Origin of the sequence: Stenotrophomonas indicatrix (assembly GCF_002750975.1) — a bacterium.
Lineage (GTDB): Bacteria > Pseudomonadota > Gammaproteobacteria > Xanthomonadales > Xanthomonadaceae > Stenotrophomonas > Stenotrophomonas indicatrix.
In genome coordinates, this window is the sequence record NZ_PEJS01000001.1 from 3,994,487 (window position 1) to 4,013,622 (window position 19,136).

17 protein-coding genes are annotated in these 19,136 nt (G+C 67.6%); 10 read left to right on the forward strand and 7 right to left on the reverse strand.

The annotated features are described in order from the left end of the window. Nucleotides 1-18 precede the first annotated feature (18 nt). Nucleotides 19-1,191 carry a lytic polysaccharide monooxygenase gene (locus CR918_RS18450; RefSeq protein WP_032976834.1) on the forward strand — a complete coding sequence of 391 codons (1,173 nt, stop codon included), beginning with the start codon at nt 19-21 and terminating at the stop codon, nt 1,189-1,191. Between the two features lie 65 nt (nt 1,192-1,256). Here CR918_RS18450 and CR918_RS18455 read toward each other — a convergent pair whose 3' ends face one another. Continuing rightward, complete coding sequence (locus tag CR918_RS18455; protein WP_099844103.1) at nt 1,257-2,006, reverse strand: ferredoxin--NADP reductase; 750 nt, start codon at nt 2,004-2,006, stop codon at nt 1,257-1,259. Nucleotides 2,007-2,090: 84 nt separating this feature from the next. On the opposite strand from CR918_RS18455, the gene CR918_RS18460 reads away from it, so the two are divergent. From CR918_RS18460 to CR918_RS18475, 4 genes are all read left to right on the forward strand, one after another. Beyond that, nucleotides 2,091-3,059 (forward strand): ABC transporter ATP-binding protein, encoded by a 969-nt coding sequence (locus CR918_RS18460; RefSeq protein WP_051501690.1) that lies wholly within the window; start codon nt 2,091-2,093, stop codon nt 3,057-3,059. Continuing rightward, nucleotides 3,056-3,856 carry an ABC transporter permease gene (locus CR918_RS18465; RefSeq protein ID WP_025877578.1) on the forward strand — a complete coding sequence of 267 codons (801 nt, stop codon included), beginning with the start codon at nt 3,056-3,058 and terminating at the stop codon, nt 3,854-3,856. Before CR918_RS18460 ends, CR918_RS18465 begins: the two co-directional genes overlap by 4 nt. A 673-nt stretch (nt 3,857-4,529) precedes the next feature. After that, entirely contained in the window at nt 4,530-5,468 is a 939-nt protein-coding gene (gene panE / locus CR918_RS18470) for a 2-dehydropantoate 2-reductase (RefSeq protein WP_032976831.1), read from the forward strand. Nucleotides 5,469-5,478: 10 nt separating this feature from the next. Beyond that, nucleotides 5,479-6,396 (forward strand): NAD-dependent epimerase/dehydratase family protein, encoded by a 918-nt coding sequence (locus CR918_RS18475; RefSeq protein WP_415847021.1) that lies wholly within the window; start codon nt 5,479-5,481, stop codon nt 6,394-6,396. Between the two features lie 78 nt (nt 6,397-6,474). On the opposite strand, the gene CR918_RS18480 is transcribed toward CR918_RS18475, so the two are convergent. Then, nucleotides 6,475-7,272 (reverse strand): TatD family hydrolase, encoded by a 798-nt coding sequence (locus CR918_RS18480; RefSeq protein ID WP_099844107.1) that lies wholly within the window; start codon nt 7,270-7,272, stop codon nt 6,475-6,477. Nucleotides 7,273-7,340: 68 nt separating this feature from the next. Here CR918_RS18480 and hrpB point away from each other — a divergent pair, with 68 nt between their 5' ends. Further along, nucleotides 7,341-9,848 carry an ATP-dependent helicase HrpB gene (gene hrpB, locus CR918_RS18485; protein ID WP_099844434.1) on the forward strand — a complete coding sequence of 836 codons (2,508 nt, stop codon included), beginning with the start codon at nt 7,341-7,343 and terminating at the stop codon, nt 9,846-9,848. A 128-nt stretch (nt 9,849-9,976) separates the two neighbouring features. Next, nucleotides 9,977-10,366, forward strand: a complete 390-nt coding sequence (locus tag CR918_RS18490; RefSeq protein WP_025877588.1) for a hypothetical protein — start codon at nt 9,977-9,979, stop codon at nt 10,364-10,366. Between the two features lie 90 nt (nt 10,367-10,456). On the opposite strand, the gene CR918_RS18495 is transcribed toward CR918_RS18490, so the two are convergent. Together CR918_RS18495 and CR918_RS18500 are read right to left on the reverse strand one after the other, a co-directional pair. Continuing rightward, nucleotides 10,457-10,996 (reverse strand): pseudouridine synthase, encoded by a 540-nt coding sequence (locus CR918_RS18495; protein ID WP_025877589.1) that lies wholly within the window; start codon nt 10,994-10,996, stop codon nt 10,457-10,459. 80 nt (nt 10,997-11,076) lie between these two features. Next, nucleotides 11,077-11,934, reverse strand: a complete 858-nt coding sequence (locus tag CR918_RS18500) for a class I SAM-dependent methyltransferase (RefSeq protein WP_088101858.1) — start codon at nt 11,932-11,934, stop codon at nt 11,077-11,079. A 169-nt stretch (nt 11,935-12,103) separates the two neighbouring features. On the opposite strand from CR918_RS18500, the gene CR918_RS18505 reads away from it, so the two are divergent. Further along, nucleotides 12,104-13,060 carry an aldo/keto reductase gene (locus CR918_RS18505; RefSeq protein WP_032976826.1) on the forward strand — a complete coding sequence of 319 codons (957 nt, stop codon included), beginning with the start codon at nt 12,104-12,106 and terminating at the stop codon, nt 13,058-13,060. Nucleotides 13,061-13,126: 66 nt separating this feature from the next. Here CR918_RS18505 and CR918_RS18510 read toward each other — a convergent pair whose 3' ends face one another. Next, nucleotides 13,127-14,032 (reverse strand): NAD(P)/FAD-dependent oxidoreductase, encoded by a 906-nt coding sequence (locus tag CR918_RS18510; RefSeq protein ID WP_099844109.1) that lies wholly within the window; start codon nt 14,030-14,032, stop codon nt 13,127-13,129. Continuing rightward, nucleotides 14,022-14,477: an Rrf2 family transcriptional regulator gene (locus CR918_RS18515; RefSeq protein WP_099844111.1), complete on the reverse strand. Its 456-nt coding sequence runs from the start codon at nt 14,475-14,477 to the stop codon at nt 14,022-14,024. Before CR918_RS18515 ends, CR918_RS18510 begins: the two co-directional genes overlap by 11 nt. A gap of 183 nt (nt 14,478-14,660) precedes the next feature. Between CR918_RS18515 and CR918_RS18520 the strand changes: the two genes are divergently transcribed. Beyond that, a complete protein-coding gene (locus CR918_RS18520) occupies nt 14,661-16,781 on the forward strand; it encodes a methyl-accepting chemotaxis protein (protein WP_099844113.1) in 2,121 nt (706 codons plus the stop codon). A 102-nt stretch (nt 16,782-16,883) separates the two neighbouring features. Here CR918_RS18520 and CR918_RS18525 read toward each other — a convergent pair whose 3' ends face one another. After that, entirely contained in the window at nt 16,884-17,786 is a 903-nt protein-coding gene (locus tag CR918_RS18525) for a LysR family transcriptional regulator (RefSeq protein ID WP_099785830.1), read from the reverse strand. 105 nt (nt 17,787-17,891) lie between these two features. Between CR918_RS18525 and CR918_RS18530 the strand changes: the two genes are divergently transcribed. After that, nucleotides 17,892-19,106 carry an MFS transporter gene (locus CR918_RS18530; protein WP_059065570.1) on the forward strand — a complete coding sequence of 405 codons (1,215 nt, stop codon included), beginning with the start codon at nt 17,892-17,894 and terminating at the stop codon, nt 19,104-19,106. Nucleotides 19,107-19,136 lie beyond the last annotated feature (30 nt).

Below are 19,136 nucleotides of genomic sequence, written 5' to 3' on the forward strand. Positions count from 1 at the left end.
CGTCCACAGGACCCCATCATGCAACCGCTCAATCGACTTGCTCTCGCGGTGGCTGCCATCGCCAGCCTGGGCGCCTCTGCCAGCGCGCTGGCACACGGCACCATGTCCAAACCCACCAGCCGGGTGTACGCCTGCTACCAGGGCAATCCAGAGCAGCCGACCAACCCCGCCTGTGCTGCGGCCAAGGACATCGGCGGCGCACAGCCCTTCTACGACTGGGCCGGCATCAACCAGGCCAATGCCAATGGCAACCACCAGGCAGTCGTTCCCGACGGCGAGCTGTGCAGCGGTGGCAACAGCAAGTACCGCGGCCTGGATCTGGACCGGTCCGATTGGTCGACCACGCCGATCCGCGCCGATGGCAACGGCCGTTACACCTTTGAATTTCTTGCCTCCGCCCCGCATGCCACCCGCGAATGGAAGTTCTACGTCACCCGCGATGGCTGGCAGCCGGGCAGCCCGCTGCGCTGGGCCGACCTGCAGGAGTTCTGCACGCTGGGCGACGTCCCGCTGTCCGCGGGCGGTGTCTACAAGCTGGACTGCCCACTGCCCCAGCGCAGCGGCCAGCACCTGATCTACAACACCTGGCAGCGCTCGGATTCGGCCGAGGCCTTCTATACCTGCATGGACGTGCGTTTCGAGGGAGGCGGCGGCGTCGAGCCGCCAGCGCAATGGCAGGATGCCGGTCCGGTCACCGCCCGCGGCGCGCTGGAAGTGGGCACCACCCTGACCCTGCGCGTGTTCAACGCCCAAGGCAACGATCTGGAGCGCCCGGAGATCACCCTGGCCGCCGGCCAGACTGCGGCGAACCAGTGGCCGCTGGCTCTGGCCCATGCGGTCAACGCCAGTGCACAGCAGGCGCGCGTTGGTGTGATGGACAATGGTGTGATCAGGCCGATCGCCTCGGCCACCGAGAACCGCGTCTATCTGAAGCCGGGTCATCGGTTCCAGCTCGACACACGCGTTCCGGATCCGGTCGATCCTGTGGATCCACCGCCGGGTGGCGACTACGACTTCGTGTACCCGGCCGGACTTGGCAGCTACAAGCCCGGCGAGACCGTGGTGAAGGGCACCGACGGCAAGCTGTACGCCTGCCGCCCGTTCCCGGAAGGCGCGTGGTGCAACGTCAACGCCGAGGCCTACCGGCCGGGCGTGGGTTCGGCCTGGCGCGATGCGTGGGTGCCGTACTGAGGCATGGTCCCGGGGGCGGCGTGATGCCGCCTCCGGTGTGCGGGGTTGCCGGCCAGCGGCCGGCACTACTTGCTGCTGACGTACTTCTCGCGGCGGATCTGCGGATTACCCAGGCCCGCCGCCTTCAGCGCTTCGGCGCAGGCGTCGACCATGTCCGGGTTGCCGCACAGGTAGGCGATGTCGGTGGCCGGGTCCGGCGTGAACGCCGCCAGCGCCTGCTGCACATAGCCATGGTGTACGTCCGGGTGCGGCTCGGCCGGCAGTTCCCGCGACAGGCAAGGCACATAACGGAAGTTCGGGTACCTTTCGGCGAAGCTGTAGAAGTCTTCGCTGTACAGCAGTTCCCCCGGGCTGCGGGCGCCCTGCAGCAGGACCACCTGCACGCCACGCTCGGCCATCGCCGTTGCCAGCAACGGCAGCATCGAGCGGTACGGGGTGACGCCGGTACCGGTGGCGATCAGCAGGTAGCGGCCGTTGTGGTCGCCCGGGTTCAGGCAGAACCGACCGTAGGGACCGGACGCGCTGACCTGGCCGCCGATGTCCAGCGCCTCGAACAGCGCCGTGGCGGCGCCACCGGGTACGAAGCTGACCGCGATATCCACCGCCTCGCCTGGCCCCAGCGCGTGGTCGTGGATGGTCGCCAGCGAATAGCTGCGCTTGGTTTCGGTGCCATCGGCGTAGCTGAAATGGACCTGGATGAACTGGCCGGGCTGGAAATCCAGCGGCTGGCCGTCGTCACGCACGAACTGGTAATGGCCGATGGAGGGCGCCAGCATGCGGCGGTCGACCAGTTTGATGGGGAATTGGACAGGCACGACTTTTCGGGACAGTGTGTAGCCGGGGCAAGCCCTCGGGGTCTTCTATAATAGACCTTCCCCGCCCCTCTCCAGCGCCAGCCCATGGGCGCGAAGGCTTCGAGCTTGGCTTCCCTGAACGATACGGCGCCCGCCCTGCGCGTGCGCGACCTGCGTAAAACCTATGACAACGGCACCCAGGCCCTGAAAGGGGTCTCGCTGGAAGTGGCCCCGGGCGACTTCTTCGCCCTGCTGGGCCCGAACGGTGCCGGCAAGTCCACCCTGATCGGCATCATCAGTTCCCTGGTCAACCTCAGCGAGGGCCAGGTGGAAGTGTTCGGCAGCGACCTGGTGCGCAACCGCAGCGCCACCATGCGCCTGATCGGACTCGTGCCGCAGGAGATCAACTTCAACCTGTTTGAAAAGCCCTTCGACATCCTGGTGAACTACGCCGGCTTCTACGGCGTGCCGCGCGCCGAAGCCGAGCAGATGGCCGAAGTCGAGCTCAAGCGCGCCCACCTGTGGGAGAAGGCGCAGGTGATGAGCCGCACCCTGTCAGGTGGCATGAAGCGCCGGCTGATGATCGCCCGCGCGATGATGACCCGGCCGCGCCTGCTGATCCTGGACGAACCGACCGCTGGCGTGGACATCGAGATCCGCCGCGACATGTGGCGGGTGCTGAAGGAGATCAACGCCGCCGGCACCACGATCATCCTCACCACCCACTACCTGGAAGAGGCCGAGCACCTGTGCCGCAACCTGGCCATCATCGACCACGGCCAGATCGTCACCCAGGGCCCGATGCGCGAACTGCTGGCCAAGCTTGACGTGGAAGGCTTCCTGCTGGACATCGACGGCACCCTGCCCGCCCAGTTGCCGGTGATCGAGGGGGCAACCCTGACCGCCACCGACGGCCATACGCTGGACATCGACATGCCACGTGCGATGGACCTCAACCGCGTGTTCGAGGCACTGAACGCGGCGGGCATCCGCGTGCGCTCGATGCGTACCAAGAGCAACCGCCTGGAGGAACTGTTCGTGCGCCTCACCGGCAACCAGGAGACGTCCGCATGAGCAGCACCCCGACCCCGGTCCTGACCGACGGCCAGCGCAACCGCATCGCACTGATGACCATCGTGCGCCGCGAAGTCGCCCGCATCATGCGCATCTGGGGCCAGACCCTGGTACCGCCGGCGATCACCATGACCCTGTACTTCCTGATCTTCGGCGGCCTGATCGGTTCGCGCGTGGGCGACATGGGCGGCTACACCTACATGCAGTTCATCGTGCCGGGCCTGGTGATGATGAGCGTGATCCAGAACAGCTACGGCAACATCAGCTCCTCGTTCTTCGGCGCCAAGTTCGGCCGCCACGTGGAAGAGCTGCTGGTCAGCCCGATGCCGAACTGGGTGATCCTGTGGGGCTACGTGGCCGGTGCGGTGCTGCGCGGCCTGATGGTGGGCGTGATCGTGCTGATCATCGCGATGTTCTTCACTCCGGTGCGCATCCCGCATCCGCTGGTGACGCTGACCACGGTGATCCTGGGCGCGACGATCTTCTCGCTGGCCGGCTTCATCAACGCGGTGTATGCGAAGAAGTTCGATGACGTGGCGATCGTGCCGACCTTCATCCTGACTCCGCTGACCTACCTGGGCGGCGTGTTCTATTCGGTGGAGCTGCTGCCGCCATGGGCGGAGGCGGCCACGCACGCGAACCCGATCTTCTACATGGTCAACGCGTTCCGCTATGGCCTGCTGGGCAGCAGCGATGTGCCGGTGGTGGTGGCGTATGCGCTGATGATCGGTTTCGTGGTGGTGCTGACGGCGCTGGCGCTGTGGTTGTTGCGCCGTGGCGTGGGCATGCGCAGCTGAGGCTGTTCTGCAGGGCCTGCGGCCCTGCACCCGCAGTGGTAGGTAGTGCCGGCCGCTGGCCGGCAACAGCAACAGCAACGTCAAACGCGGACTATCCGTGGGATGGCGGGGTGGGTCCGGTTGCGGGGGACGCCGTAAACCCATCCCTGGGGGCTTGGCCGCGGCATCCATGCCGCGGACACCCCCGCAACCGGACCCACCCCGCCTTCGACAGTTTTTCGCTGCTGTCGGAACGGTGTCTGTGCTGCTGTTGGTGGGTGTCGACCCTGGTCGACACAGTAGATCCACGCCATGCGTGGATGAAGCATTCGCGATGGAGCCGAGCATCTGCTCGGCTCTTTTCGTTTGTGAGCTGATGGATATAGATCCATCGGAAAGATGATCGCGAGGAACGAGCGAAGCGACCCGCTGTTGCTTTTGATTTTCTTCTTTGTTTTCCGTGGTGGACGCACACGGAAACCGTCAGGGGTCGGGCGGGGTGGGCTCGCGGGGGTGTCCGCGCCATGGATGGCGCGGCCAAGCCTACACGGACGTACTTGCGGCGTCCCCCGTGAGCCCACCCCGCCCGACCCAAACACAGCTTGCGCTTCAAACCACCACGAGGGGCTCAGCCGTTGGCCGCAAACTCCGGCACAATCGCTGCAGTGAATCCCCCAACTGCAGTGAGCGTTCAATGCGTATCCTGATCCTCGGCGCCGGCGGTACCGGCGGTTACTTCGGTGGTCGCCTGGCCCAGGCTGGCGTGGACGTGACCTTCCTCGTGCGCCCCGCGCGCGCCGCGCAGCTGGATCGTGATGGCCTGGTGCTGCGCAGCCCGGTGGGCGATGCCACGTTCCCGGTGCAGCACGTCACCGCAGATGCCCTGCCTGCGCTGGCTGCGGACAAGCCGTTCGATCTGGTGATCCTCAGCTGCAAGGCCTACGACCTGGACAGCTCGATCGATGCCATCGCCCCGGCGGTGGGCGCGGGTACCACCGTGCTGCCGATCCTCAACGGCCTGCATCACTACAACGCGCTCGACGCGCGCTTCGGTCGTGACGCCGTGCTCGGCGGGCTGTGCTTCATCAGTGCGACCAAGGCGCCTGATGGCGCCGTGCTGCACCTGGGCAAGCCGGCCAAGCTGACCTTCGGCGAACGCGATGGCGGTGCGATCTCCGCGCGCGTGCAGGCGTTCGCAGCAGCGTGTGCGCAGGCCAATCTCGATCATCTGGCCAGTGAGCACATCGGCCAGGAACAGTGGATCAAGTACACGTTCCTCACCGCGCTGGCGGCGGCCACCTGCCTGCTGCGTGCGGACATCGGCACGATCGTGGCCACCGACGACGGCGACGCCATCGTGCGTGGGCTCTATGACGAATGCCTTGCGGTGGCCGAAGCAGCGGGTGAGCCGGTGCCGCAGGCGGCGCAGGACACCGCGCGTGGCACCCTCACCCAGGCCGGTTCGGCGTTGAAGGCGTCGATGCTGCGCGATCTGGAAGCAGGCCAGCAGGTGGAAGCGGCCCAGATCGTCGGCGACATGCTGGCGCGTGCGCGCGCCGCGGGCCAGGAAGCGTTGCTGCTGCAGGTCGCCTACAGCAGCCTGCAGGCCTACCAGGCCCAGCGCGCGGTGTGATCCGATGAACATGCCTGGCCCGTTGCCGAAGCGCGTACTGATCCTCGGCATGGGCTGGAGTGGCCGCGTGTTGGCCGCGCGCCTTCAGGCCCAGGGCGTACACGTGGAAGGCACGGTGCGCGATCCGGCGTCGGCACCTGACGATGGCCTGCTGCGTCATCAGCTGCGTGCCGACGCCGTGCTTGCCCCGAGCCTGGTCGCTGCGATTGCCCATGCCGACGCAGTGCTGTGCAGCGTTCCTCCCGATGCCGAGGGCGACCCGGCGCTGCGCCTGCTGCGTGCCGCGTTGCGCGACAGCAGTTCACTGCGTTGGCTCGGTTACCTGTCATCGACCTCGGTCTACGGCGACCGCGACGGTGGCTGGATCAATGAGCACAGCGTGGCCGATGCCACCGGGCCGGCAGGCATGCAGCGTCGCCTCGCCGAAACGCAATGGCGTGCACTGGCGGATGCGCGCGGTATCGCCTCGGCGATGTTCCGCCTGCCGGGCCTCTACGGACCCGGGCGCAACGCGCTGCTGCAGCTGGCGCAGGGCCGCGCGCGGCACGTGGTGCGGCCAGGGCTGGTGTTTAATCGCCTGCACGTGGACGACCTGGCTGCGGTGGTGATCACTGCGATGCAACGCCCCGCGACCAATGCGCTGTATCTGCCGAGCGATGACCAACCGGCGCCGCCGCAGGATGTACTGGCCTTCGCCGCACAGCTGGGGGGATTTACCCTGCCGCCCGCGGTGGCCTGGGACGATCCATCAGTGAGCGCGACATTGCGGCGCTTCTACCAGAGCAGCAAGCGCATCGACAGCCGCAGCACGCGCGACGCGCTGGGCTGGACGCCGCGGTTTCCAACGTATCGGGAAGGGCTGACGGATATTGCCGCTTCGCTCGCCGGGCATGGCCCGGCGCTACCGGATCCGGGCACTCCCGGCTGACGGATATTGCCGCTTCGCTCGCCGGGCATGGCCCGGCGCTACCGGATCCGGCCAGCGGCCGGCACTACCGTTTGCCGATCAGGCGGCGTCCGGCAACCGGAAGAACGCACGCGTGGCAGCCGTGGCGTTTGCCGCCGTGGTCTGCACATCCTCGCCACGGTCCCGCGCCAGCTCTTCCACGATGTGCGACAGGAACACCGGTTCGTTGCGGCGATCCTTCGGCATCGGCTTCAAGGTGCGCGGCAGCAGGTACGGTGCGTCGGTCTCGATCATCAACCGGTTGGCCGGAATGTTCTTCACCAGCTCGCGCAGGTGGCCACCGCGTCGCTCGTCGCACAGCCAGCCGGTGATGCCGATGTACCAGTCCTGGTCGAGATAATCGAACAGCTCCTGGCGCTCGCCGGTGAAGCAGTGCACCACGGCCGGACCGATGCGGCCTTCGAAATTCTTCATCTGCGCCATGAAATCGGCATGCGCGTCGCGCTGGTGCAGGAACAGCGGCTTGCCATTGTCTGCGGCCAGCTGCAGCTGGCGCTCGAACGCGCGATGCTGCGCCGGGCGCGGCGAGAAATCACGGAAGTAGTCCAGCCCGCACTCTCCCACCGCCACCACTTCGGCATGGGCGTGCAGTGCGCGCATCTCCGCATCGCACTCGTCGGTGTACTCCACCGCGTGGTGCGGGTGCACGCCGGCAGTGGCGTACAGGAAGCCCGGGTGCTGCTGCGCCAGCTGCAGGGCCAGCGGCGAATGCTCGCGGCTGGCACCGGTGATGATCATCTGCACCACACCGGCCTGGCGTGCGCGGCCCAGCACGGCGTCGCGGTCGCGGTCGAAGGAGTCGTGGGTCAGGTTGGCGCCGATATCGATCAGATGCATGGGGGCAGCAGAGGCAGGAAAACCCGCGCATTGTACCCGTGCCCGCCATGGCCCCTTATCCTTTGCAGATGAACGCCCCGCAATTCCCCATCTCTCCGCTGCTGCCGCAGATCCAGCAGCACCTGGCCGTGCACCCGCGGCTGGTGCTGGAAGCCCCGCCTGGCGCGGGCAAGACCACCCAGGTGCCGTTGGCGCTGCTGGATGCGCCGTGGCTGGAGGGTCGCAGGATCATCCTGCTGGAACCACGCCGGGTGGCCGCGCGCAGTGCCGCGATGTTCATGGCGCGCCAGCTCGGTGAGGAGGTCGGCGGCATCGTCGGCTACCGCATCCGCTTCGAGAACAAGGTATCGGCGCGCACGCGCATCGAGGTCGTCACCGAGGGCATCCTGACCCGGATGCTGCAGGACGATCCAATGCTGGAAACCGTGGGTGCGATCCTGTTCGATGAATTCCACGAGCGCCACCTCAGTGGCGACCTGGGCCTGGCGCTGGCGCTGGACGTGCAGTCGCAGCTGCGCGATGACCTGCGGTTGCTGGTGATGTCGGCGACGCTCGATGGCGAACGCCTGGCGCGCTTCCTCGATGCACCACGACTGAGCAGCGAAGGCCGCAGCTATCCGGTGGCGATCAGCCACTTCCCTGCCCGGCGTGACGAGGCGCTGGAACTGCAGGTGCGGCGCGCGGTACAGCAGGCGCTGGCCGAGCACCCCGGTGACCTGCTGGTGTTCCTGCCCGGCCAACGTGAGATCGCGCGCGTGCAGGCAGGCCTGCAGGACAGCCTTGCTGGCGCTGCGGTGGACGTATTGGCCCTGCACGGTGAACTGCCGGTGGAACAGCAGGCACGCGTGCTGCAGGCCGCCAGCGACGGCCGCCGCCGCGTGGTGCTGGCCACCAACGTCGCCGAATCCTCGGTGACCCTGCCCGGCGTGCGCGTGGTGATCGACAGCGGCCAGGCGCGCGAGCCGCGCTACGACCCCAACAGTGGATTCACCCGCCTGGACGTGGTCGCCATTGCGCAGGCCTCGGCCGACCAGCGTGCCGGCCGTGCCGGGCGCGTGGCCGAGGGCGTGGCCTGGCGGCTGTGGCCGCAGTCGCAGCGGCTGGAACCGCAGCGTCGCGCCGAGATCGACCAGATTGAACTGGCCGGCCTTGCGCTGGAACTGGCCGCCTGGGGCAGCAGCGACCTGCGCTTCCTTGACCCGCCACCGAGCGGGCCGATGGCCGCCGCACGCGAACTGCTGCAGCGCCTGGGCGCGTTGTCGAGCAGCGGCGCGATCACTGCACTCGGCCGTCGCGTGCTGGCGCTGGGCACCCATCCGCGGATGGCCGCGATGCTGCTGGCCGCAGCTGATGCCCGCGCGCAGGCGTTGGCCGCCGATCTGGCGGCATTGCTGGAAGCTCGTGACCCATTGCGCCAGGGCGGTGATGCACTGGCCGCACGCTGGCGCGCACTGGCGGCCTTCCGCAACGGCCGTGCGCCGGCCGATGCCAATCGCAGTGGCCTGGCCGCCATCGATGCCGCTGCCAAACAGTGGCGCCGTCGCCTGCGTTGTGACGCTACACCGCCCGCCAGCATCGAGGCCCACGAACTGGGCGACCTGCTGGCCCATGCCTTCCCCGACCGCATTGCCTTCCAGCATCCGAACGACCCGCTGCGTTACCTGCTGGCCAACGGCCGCAGCGCCCGCCTGCATGAACTGAGCGACCTGCGGGGCGAACCGTGGCTGGTGGCCAGCGAACTGCGCTTCGAGGCGCGCGACGCGCTGCTGCTGCGCGCCGCACCGGTGGATGAAGGCTATCTGCGCAGGCACTGGCCCGAGCGCTTCGTAACCGAAGACGCGGTGCGCTGGGATGACACCCGCCGCGCCCTGGTCGCGCTGCGCGAAACACACTTCGACCGCATCGTGATGGACAGCCGTTCGGCTGGCCGGGTTGATCCGCAGCTGGCGGCGCAGGCACTGACCGACGCCGTTGCCGAGCTTGGCCTGCAGGCATTGCCATGGACCGACGGTCTGCGCCAGTGGCAGGCACGGGTGGAATCGCTGCGGCGCTGGATGCCGGAGCTGGGCCTGCCCGACTGCAGTGATGCCGCATTGCTGGCCAACCGTGCGCAGTGGCTGCAGCCGGCGTTCGCGGGCAGGGCACGGCTGGATGCACTGGACGAGGCCAGTTTCGGCGAAGCGCTGAAGTCGGCACTGGAATGGTCGCAACGGCAGCTGGTCGAGCGCCACGCGCCCACCCGGATCACCGTGCCGTCAGGGCTGGAGCGGCCGATCAGCTACGCGCTGGACGGCGAAAGCGGCGAGCCGTTGCCGCCGGTGCTGGCGGTGAAGCTGCAGGAGTTGTTCGGCCTGGCCGATACGCCACGCATCGCCGATGGCCGGGTGCCGCTGACCCTGCACCTGCTGTCGCCGGGTGGCCGGCCGTTGCAGGTCACCCAGGATCTGCGCAATTTCTGGGAAAACACCTACGCCGAGGTGAAGAAAGAGATGAAGGGCCGTTACCCGCGCCACCCGTGGCCGGACGACCCTTGGACGGCTACCGCGACCCACCGGGCCAAGCCGCGCGGGACGTAATGCGCGCCGACACCCCGCCCGTTCCTGAATGGCTGCGGTAGAGTCACACCACGCGCCCGCCTGACTGACATACCGTTTACGGGCAACAGGCGACACTGGACTTCGACCCGAGGCAAGGACACCCCCGCATGAGCAAGCTGACCGTAATCACCGACCGCGCCCTGGAGCGCGCCCTCGACCTGGCCCATACCGCAGGCGATGGCCTGAAGAGCGCGGGCGGCAGCCTGCGTCACCTCGGCCCGCAGGCCAGCGACTGGATCAAGACCGGTGCCGCCCTTGGCGCGGTGAAGACCGGCGGCAAGGTCGCCACCAAGTTCGCCCGCCGCAATCCGGCGGTGACCATCGCGGCAGCTGCCGTGGGCGTAGGCCTGCTGGGCTATGCGCTGTACCGCAAGCAGCAGAAGAAGAAGGCCGCCAACGGCCATGTGGTCAACGGCCAGGCCCAGCGCATCAACGCGCGCGATCGCCGCAACGACACCGTGGTCGACGAGCACAGCGATATCGGCAGCGACGCCTGATTGACCGGGGTCGGAACCCTTCCGCAGGAAGGGCTCTGACCCAATGACGCTGCACGAGGGTCGGACGCCGCAAGGCCTCCGGCCTTTTTTTCAGCCGATCTGCCGCCACTGCCCGGGCTGCAGGTCATCCAGCCGGTACGGCCCCATTGCAGCGCGTACCAGCCGCAGCGTCGGCAGGTTCACCGCAGCGGTCATCCGCCGCACCTGGCGGTTACGCCCCTCGCGGATCGTGATCGCCAGCCAGCTGTCGGGCACCGTCTTGCGGAAGCGCACCGGCGGATCGCGCGGCCACAGTTCAGGCGCAGGATCGAGGCGCTCGATTTTCGCCGGCAGCGTCGGCCCGTCATTGAGCACCACGCCATCGCGCAGCTGCTGCAGCTGCCCGTCGCTGGGCGTGCCTTCCACCTGCACCCAGTAGAGCTTGTCCGCCTTGTGCTTCGGGTCGGTCAACTTGTGCGCCAACGTACCGTTGTCGGTCAGCAGCAGCAGGCCTTCACTGTCATGGTCGAGGCGGCCGGCAGCGTAGACGCGCGGCGGCAAACCGAAGCCGGCCAATGTCGGCCGCGGCGGCACGCTGCGGTCGGTGAACTGGCAGAGCACGTTGAACGGCTTGTTGAAGGCAATCAGCATCGCGGGGACGGCAGGCGGCGGGCAGGGCATTGTCCCATGCCACGCCGCGTGCTCGCCGGGCATGGTCCGGCGCTACCGGGTCACGGCTTCACGAAACGCAGGGTCATGCGGTCACTTTCACCGATGGCCTGGTACTTGGCGTCATCCGCCTTGTCATGCTGGTTGGTCGGCGGCAGGGTCCACACGCCATTCGGATGATCCTTGGTATCGCGCGGGTTGGCATTGACCTCGGTGCGCGCGTCGAGCTTGAAACCGGCGGCCTCGGCCATCGCGATCACCTGCTGCTGGCCCACATAACCGGTGTCGTCAGCGTCGGCCACGTCGGCCTTGGCGCGGTGCTCGACCACGCCGAGCACGCCACCCGGCTTGAGCACGTTGAAGAAGCCCTGGAACATGCCCTGCGCCTGGCCGGCCTTGCGCCAGTTGTGCACGTTGCGGAAGGTCAGCACCACATCGGCCGAGTTGGCTGCACCGAACACCGGCTTGGCCGGGTCGTAGGCAACCACTGCGGTTTTGTCGAACTGTGCCGGTGCGGCGGCGTACTTCTTTTCCAGGCTGTCGCGGCTGCGCTGCTGGTAGTCGCGGCCGCGACCTTCAGCCACGGCCTGCGGATCGACCACCGCAGCGATGTAATGACCCTTGTCGCGCAGCAGCGGCGCCAGGATCTCCGAGTACCAGCCATTGCCCGGGGTGATCTCGATGACGGTCTTTTCCGGCGCGACGCCAAAGAAGCCCAAGGTCTGCGCAGGATGACGGAAACCGTCGCGCTTGACGTTGGCGGGGTCGCGGGTCGAGGCCTTCACCGCGGCATCGATCGCGGGCGACACCTGGATCTTTGCCGGTGCGACCGTGGCCGGCGCGGCGAATGCGGGAACGGCAACCAGCAGCGCCGAAGCAAGCAGCAGGCGGCAACCACGCAGGGATGAGGCAGCAATCATCGGGGCGACTCCAGCGGAAGATGCGGCGAGACTAGCAGCCGCCGCGCCGCAGGTGTTCACAAAACGTTAGCCGCGTGCGCGGTGCGGAACACAGTTTTGTGGTCAGCGCCGCAGCGCGGTCACACATCGCGTTCTATCCTGAAGGACTTCCCCCAAGGAGTCCGTGCCCATGACGGCAAACCGCGAACTGGGCCGTTCAGGCCTGCATGTAGCTCCGCTCGCCTTCGGTGGCAACGTGTTCGGCTGGAGCGCTGATGAGAAGGCCAGCTTCGCCCTGCTGGATGCCTTCGTCGATGCCGGCTTCAACCTGGTCGACACCGCCGACGTGTACTCGGCGTGGGTGCCGGGCAACCAGGGTGGCGAGTCGGAGACGCTGCTGGGCAAGTGGTTCGCGCGCAGCGGCAAGCGCGACAAGGTGGTGCTGGCGACCAAGGTGGCCAAATGGGCCGAGCGCCCCGGCCTCACCCCGGACAACATCAATGCGGCGGTGGAGGATTCGCTGCGTCGCCTGCAGACCGAGGTGATCGATCTGTACCAGGCTCACGAGGACGATGAATCCACGCCGCTGGAAGCGACCCTGGCCGCGTTCGGTCGCCTGATCGAGGCGGGCAAGGTGCGCGCGATCGGCGCGTCCAACTACAGCGCCACGCGTCTGGCCGATGCCTTGAAGGTCTCCACCGACTACGGGCTGCCGCGCTATGAAACCCTGCAGCCGGAGTACAACCTGTACGACCGCGCCGGCTACGAGAAGGAACTGGAACCGCTGGTGCAGCGCGAGCAGATCGGCGTGATCAACTACTACGCACTGGCCAGCGGCTTCCTCAGTGGCAAGTACCGCACGCCGGACGATGCCGGCAAGAGTTCCGCGCGCGGCGCCACCGTGGTCAAGCGTTACCTGAACCCGCGCGGCCTGCGCATTCTGCAAGCACTGGATGACGTGGCCAGCAAGCACAACGCTACTGCCGCGCAGATCGCACTGGCATGGCAGATCGCACGGCCGTCGATCACCGCACCGATCGTCAGTGCCACCAGCGTGGAGCAGCTGCACGACCTGCTGGCGGCGGCGAACGTGGCGTTGAGCGTGCAGGATGTGGCGCAGCTGGACGCGGCCAGCGTGGAAGGTTGAAGGCGGAGGGTGCCGGCCAACGTCGGCACCCTTCAACGGATCCGCGCCATGCGTGGATGCTTTGCCTCAGCGCGGCAGGCTGTCCTCGGCCACCAGCGCATGGTGCATGCCGATGCCCGCGCGCACGCCTTCTGCCATGGCCAGGGTGATGTTGCCGACCGTGGTCGCATCACCGGCGGCGTACACGTTCGGCACCGAGGTCTGTTTCATCATGTCCACCTCGGCCAGCACGCCCAGCGGACTCTCCACCAGCGCGCAACCCAGCTGCTGCACCAGCGGCGTGGCCATCTGCTGCATGGCCGGCACGAACAGCGCACGCTGGGCAACACGGCGACCGTCGGCAAGTTCCACTTCCAGCCACGTCGGCTGCTCGCCGTGCACACCTACCACCGGCGTGGTTTCCACCTGCACGCCGCGTTGCTGCATGGCGGCCAGCTCCTCGTCACTGATCGGCAGGCCCTGGCTGAAGAAGGTGACGTTGCCCCAGTCGGCGAACAGCGGCGCCTTGCCGGCCGACATCGGATGGCCGCCGAGCAGGCCGATCGAACCGCCACCCACTTCATAACCATGGCAGTACGGGCAGTGCAGCACGGTGCTGCCCCAGCGCTCGGCCAGGCCGGGCAGATCGGGCAGCTGGTCGGCGATACCGGTGGCCAGCAGCAGCTTGCGCGCGGTCAGTACCTGGCCGTCGGCGGTACGCACCTCGACACCTTCGGTGCGGAGCGTGGCCTGCACCGCTTCGGCATTCAGCCAACGCACGGTCGGGTAGTCCAGCAGTTGCTGGCGCGCGTTCTTCAACAATTCGGCGCCACTGATGCCGTCCAGGCCCGGCACGCCGTGCGAATGGCTGGCGAAGCGGTTTCGCGGCGAACCCGCATCGATGATCGTGACCGGCCGGCGCGCACGCGCCAGGATCAGTGCGGCGGCGATGCCGGCGTAGCTGCCGCCGACGATGAGGACATCAGGATGCATGGTGACCTTCCAGGGAACGATGATGGGCAAGATGGCGGGCGAAGTCGGCGCCAAGCTGGTCGAGGGTGGTTGCCTGCAGCCGCTGCTCGAGCAGGCGCTGCGCTTCGCGGGCACTCTCCAGCAGGGCCTGGTTGACCAGCTGCTGGATCGGGCAGCCGCCCCTGCCTTCGCGGGTACCGACCTGGACCATCGGCGGCGCGCCGATGGCCTGGTAGACGTCATGCAGGGTGATCGTCGCCGCATCGCGGGCGAGCTGGCTGCCGCCACCGTGGCCGCGCGTGCTGCGTACCAGGCCGGCCTTGTGCATCTGCGCCAGCAGGCGGCGGATCACCACCGGATGGGTCGGCAGGCAGGTCGCCAGCTGTTCGGAGGTTCGCGGCCCGTGCTGGCCGACCAGATGGGCCATCACGTGCAGAGCGTCGGAAAGCGGATTCGCGGATTTCATGTAACAACAATAGTTACATTTAAACCACCTGTCGAGGGTCTTCTTTCGTTCCATATGGACACATTTGTCCAATGAAACACATTCTTCACATCACTAAACAGAACGGGAATGTGACACGCATCGCACTTCAGAGCGCTAAAGGACGGTCGATACCGCATCGCACCCCTTCCGAGATCTCGTCCCATGAAAGCCTCTTCCCATGCGCCGCGGCTGCAGTCGAAGCTGCTCGGTGCCGTTTCTGTTGGTCTGGCTGTTGTCCTGGTATGCGCCCTGGCGGGCCTGGCGTCGGCCTGGTTGAAGCTGTCCACCGACGTACCGCCGGAGGTTGCCCACAGCCGTGACGCCGAGCGCCTGCAACGCGAATTCCGCGGACAGGTACAGGAGTGGAAGAACGTGCTGCTGCGCGGCCACGATGACGCGCTGCGCCAGCATCACCTGCAGGCCTTCGACAACGAAGGCCGCGTCGTTGCCGAACTGGCCACGGGCCTGGCCGCCAGCCCCGATGCGCGCACGCGCGAACTGGCGCAGGCGTTTTCCGGCCTGCACGCACAGTTGCAGCAGGACTACCACGCCGCACTGCAGGCCTTCGCTGACGCCAGCTACGACCCGGCGGTGGGCGATTCCCTGGTGCGTGGCAAGGACCGTCCGGTGGCCAGTGCGCTGGATGCCCTGAGCGTGCGTGCCACCGAGGTAGCCGAGGCTGCAGTGAACGCGCGTTCGCAGGATTCCCGGCAGGTGCTGGTGGCGTGCGCCGCGCTGACCATCGGCGCCGCCGTGCTGCTGCTGATCGCCCTTGGCTGGTGGCTGCGGCGCGCTGTGGTGCAGCCGGTGCTGGCGGTGGAAGCGGCCGCGCGTGCGGTCGCCGCCGGTGACCTCGACCACGTGGTGCAGGTGCGCAGCCGCGACGAGATCGGTCGCCTGGCACAGGCGATGCAGGCCGTGCAGAGCACCCTGCGCGGCGTGCTTGATGCGCAGACCGCGATGGCCAGGGCACACGACGCCGGCACGATCAGCCACCGCATGGACAGCAGCGCCTTCCCCGGCGCCTACGGCACGATGGTGGCCGACACCAACACCCTGGTCGATGCGCACATCCAGGTGAAGATGCGCGCGATCACGATCATGGGCCGCTATGCAGTGGGCGATCTCAGCCTGGACATGGAGCGCCTGCCCGGCGAGAAGGCCGTCATCACCGAGGCGCTGGATGCGGTCAAATCCAACTTGGGCGCGATCAACGGCGAGATCCGCCGCCTGGCCGAAGCTGCGGCAGCGGGCGACTTCAGCCAGCGCGGCGACAGTGCGCGCTTCGAGCATGATTTCCGCGCGATGGTCGATGGCCTGAACCGATTGATGCAGACCACCGAACAGAACCTGGGCGAGGTCTCGGCCATGCTGCGTGCCATTGCCGATGGTCGCCTGGGTGCGCGTATGGACGGCGACTTCCAGGGCGTGTTCGCCCGCATTGCGGGGGATGCCAACGCCACCGCTGCACAGCTGGCGACGATCGTCAGCGACATCAAGCACGCCTCCGGCAGCATCCACACCGCCGCTGCGGAAATTTCCGCCGGCAACAACGACCTGTCGCGCCGCACCGAACAACAGGCGGCGAACCTGGAAGAAACCGCCGCGTCGATGGAGGAACTGACCTCCACCGTGCGCCAGAACGCCGAGCACGCGCGGCAGGCCAACCAGCTGGCGATCGGTGCGCACAGCGTGGCCTCGCACGGCGGTGAAGTGGTCGGCCAGGTCGTGGCGACGATGGATGCGATCGAAGGCTCGTCGCGGCAGATCGCCGACATCATCAGCGTCATCGACGGCATCGCGTTCCAGACCAACATCCTGGCGCTGAATGCAGCGGTGGAAGCGGCGCGTGCAGGCGAGCAGGGCCGTGGATTCGCGGTGGTCGCCAGTGAAGTGCGTACGCTGGCGCAGCGGTCGGCGGCAGCGGCCAAGGAAATCAAATCGCTGATCGAGGCGTCGGTGGAACAGGTTGGCCACGGTACGCAGCGTGTGCGCCAGGCCGGCGACACCATGGCCGAGATCGTCGCGTCGGTGCAGCGCGTGACCGACATCATGGCCGAGATCTCCGCTGCGTCGCAGGAGCAGTCGGCCGGCATCGAGCAGGTCAGCCAGACCATCATCCAGATGGATGGCACCACCCAGCAGAATGCCGCGCTGGTGGAAGAAGCCAGCGCCGCGGCACGCAGCCTGGAACAGCAGGCGGATCGCCTGATCGAAGCGGTGGATGTGTTTGATCTGGGAACCGCGACGGCGAGCAAGGGTGCGCTGGCGCGCGCGGCCTGACGGATCCACCGGGCAGTGTGGGGGTTGCCGGCCAGAGGCCGGCACTACCATGCGTGCGATTCCCGGTAGTGCCGGCCGCTGGCCGGCAACCCGGACACTCCATCAGCGCAGGTAATCCGATGCGGCCATCGCCTCGCCCAGGTAATCCAGGAACGAGCTGATCCGTGCCGATACGGCCGTGTTGCGGTAGTACACCGCATGGATCGGCTGGTACACATCCAGCGTCTGCGCGGCCAGCACCGGCACCAGGGTGCCGGCCGCGCGGTCGCGTTCGGTCACGAAGTCGGACAGGCAGGTGATGCCCACGCCCTCCACCGCCAGCGTGCGCAGGGTCTCGCCGCTGGACACCGCGATGTCCGGGCGCACCAGCAGCTGCCCCTCGGCATCACCCGGCAGCGGCCAACGGTTCAATGACTCCGGCTCGTTGAACCCCAGCAGCGTGTGCTGACCCAATGCCACCACGCTGGCCGGCTCGCCACGCGTGGCCAGATAGGCCGGGCTGGCCAGCACCTGCAGCCGGCAGCGCCCCAGCGGCCGCGCATGCAGGGTGGAATCGGCCAGCGGGCCGATACGGATCGCCAGATCGGTGCGCCGTTCCAGCAGGTCGATGTAGCGCTCGGAACTGTTCAACTCCAGCTGCACGTCCGGATAGCGCGCGCGGTAACCAGCGACCAGCGGCGCGATCACGTGCAGCACGAACGGCATCGCTGCATCCACCCGCAGCCGGCCAGCCGGACGCTCGCGCCGCGCCGCCATCTGTTCCTCGGCCGATTCCACCGCATCGATGATCGCCCGCGCATGGCGCAGATAGGCCTCGCCCTCGGCGGTCAGGTGCAGGCGGCGGGTGGTGCGGGTCAGCAGGGTCGTGCCCAGCTTGTCCTCCAGACGGCCCAGCGCGCGGCTCACGCCCGAAGGTGTCTGCCCCAGCTGCTCGGCAGCCGCGCTGATCGAACCGCTGTCGATCACCGCCAGGAAGGCCTGCATTTCGTCGAGGGTGGTTTTCATGGCGTCATTATTGACCACGCGGCAAGAGTGATTGGCGTGAAGACCGGTTTTTCGGCAAAGGTCGGCCGCGCACACTGCGCGCCTTCCTTCCCTCTGGACACTGTCATGATCCGTGGCATTCCGCTCGCCCTGCTGGCGCTGACCCTCGGTGCCTTTGCCATCGGCACCACCGAATTCGTCATCGTCGGCCTGATCCCGACCATCGCTGCCGACCTGCAGGTCAGCCTGCCCTCGGCCGGCCTGCTGGTCTCCCTGTATGCCCTGGGCGTGGCCGTCGGCGCGCCGGTGTTGACCGCGCTTACCGGCCGCGTGCCGCGCAAGACCCTGCTGGTGGCGCTGATGGTGCTGTTCACCCTCGGCAATGTCATCGCATGGATGGCACCGGGCTACACCTCGCTGATCGTTGCCCGCATCCTCACCGGCCTGGCACACGGCGTGTTCTTCTCCATCGGCTCGATCATCGCCACCGCCGTGGTGCCGAAGGAGAAAGCCGCCAGCGCGATCGCCATCATGTTCACCGGCCTGACCGTAGCTCTGGTGACCGGCGTGCCGCTGGGCACCTTCATCGGTCAGCACCTGGGCTGGCGCGCCACGTTCCTGGCCGTGGCCGGCCTGGGCGTGATCGCGCTGCTGGGCAGCCTGCTGTTCGTGCCGCGCGGGCTGGCGCAGAGCGCGCCGGCCACCTTCCGCCAGCAGCTGGGCGTGCTTGCGCAGCCGCGCCTGCTGATGGTGTATGCCATCACCGCGCTTGGCTACGGCGGCACCTTCCTGTCCTTCACCTACCTGGCGCCGATCCTGCAGGACGTCACCGGCTTCTCGGCCAACGCGGTCAGCCTGGTGCTGCTGGTGTATGGCGTGTCGGTGGCGATCGGCAACCTGTGGGGCGGCCGCATGGCCGACCGCATGGGCCCGATTCCCGCGCTGAAGCGCATCTTCGCGCTGCTGGCCATCGTGCTGCTGGTCATGACCTTCACCGCCCACAACACCTGGCTGATGCTGCTGACCGTGCTGGCACTGGGCGCGGTGGCGTTCGGCAACGTGCCCGGCCTGCAGGTGTACGTGGTCAAGCAGGCACAGCGCTACGCACCGCAGGCGACCGATGTGGCTTCGGGCCTGAACATCGCCGCCTTCAACATCGGCATCGCGCTGGGTGCGTCGCTGGGCGGCCTGGTGGTCGAGCACATCGGCCTGATGCATACGCCGTGGCTGGGTGCGCTGGTGGTGGTCGGTGCGTTCGCACTGACGGCTCTCAGCGGCCGCCTGGACCGTCGCGACGGTATCGACGATCGCGCCGAAGGCATTGCGGTGAGCGCGCACTGATGCATGCAATGCACCGTTGCCGGCATGCAC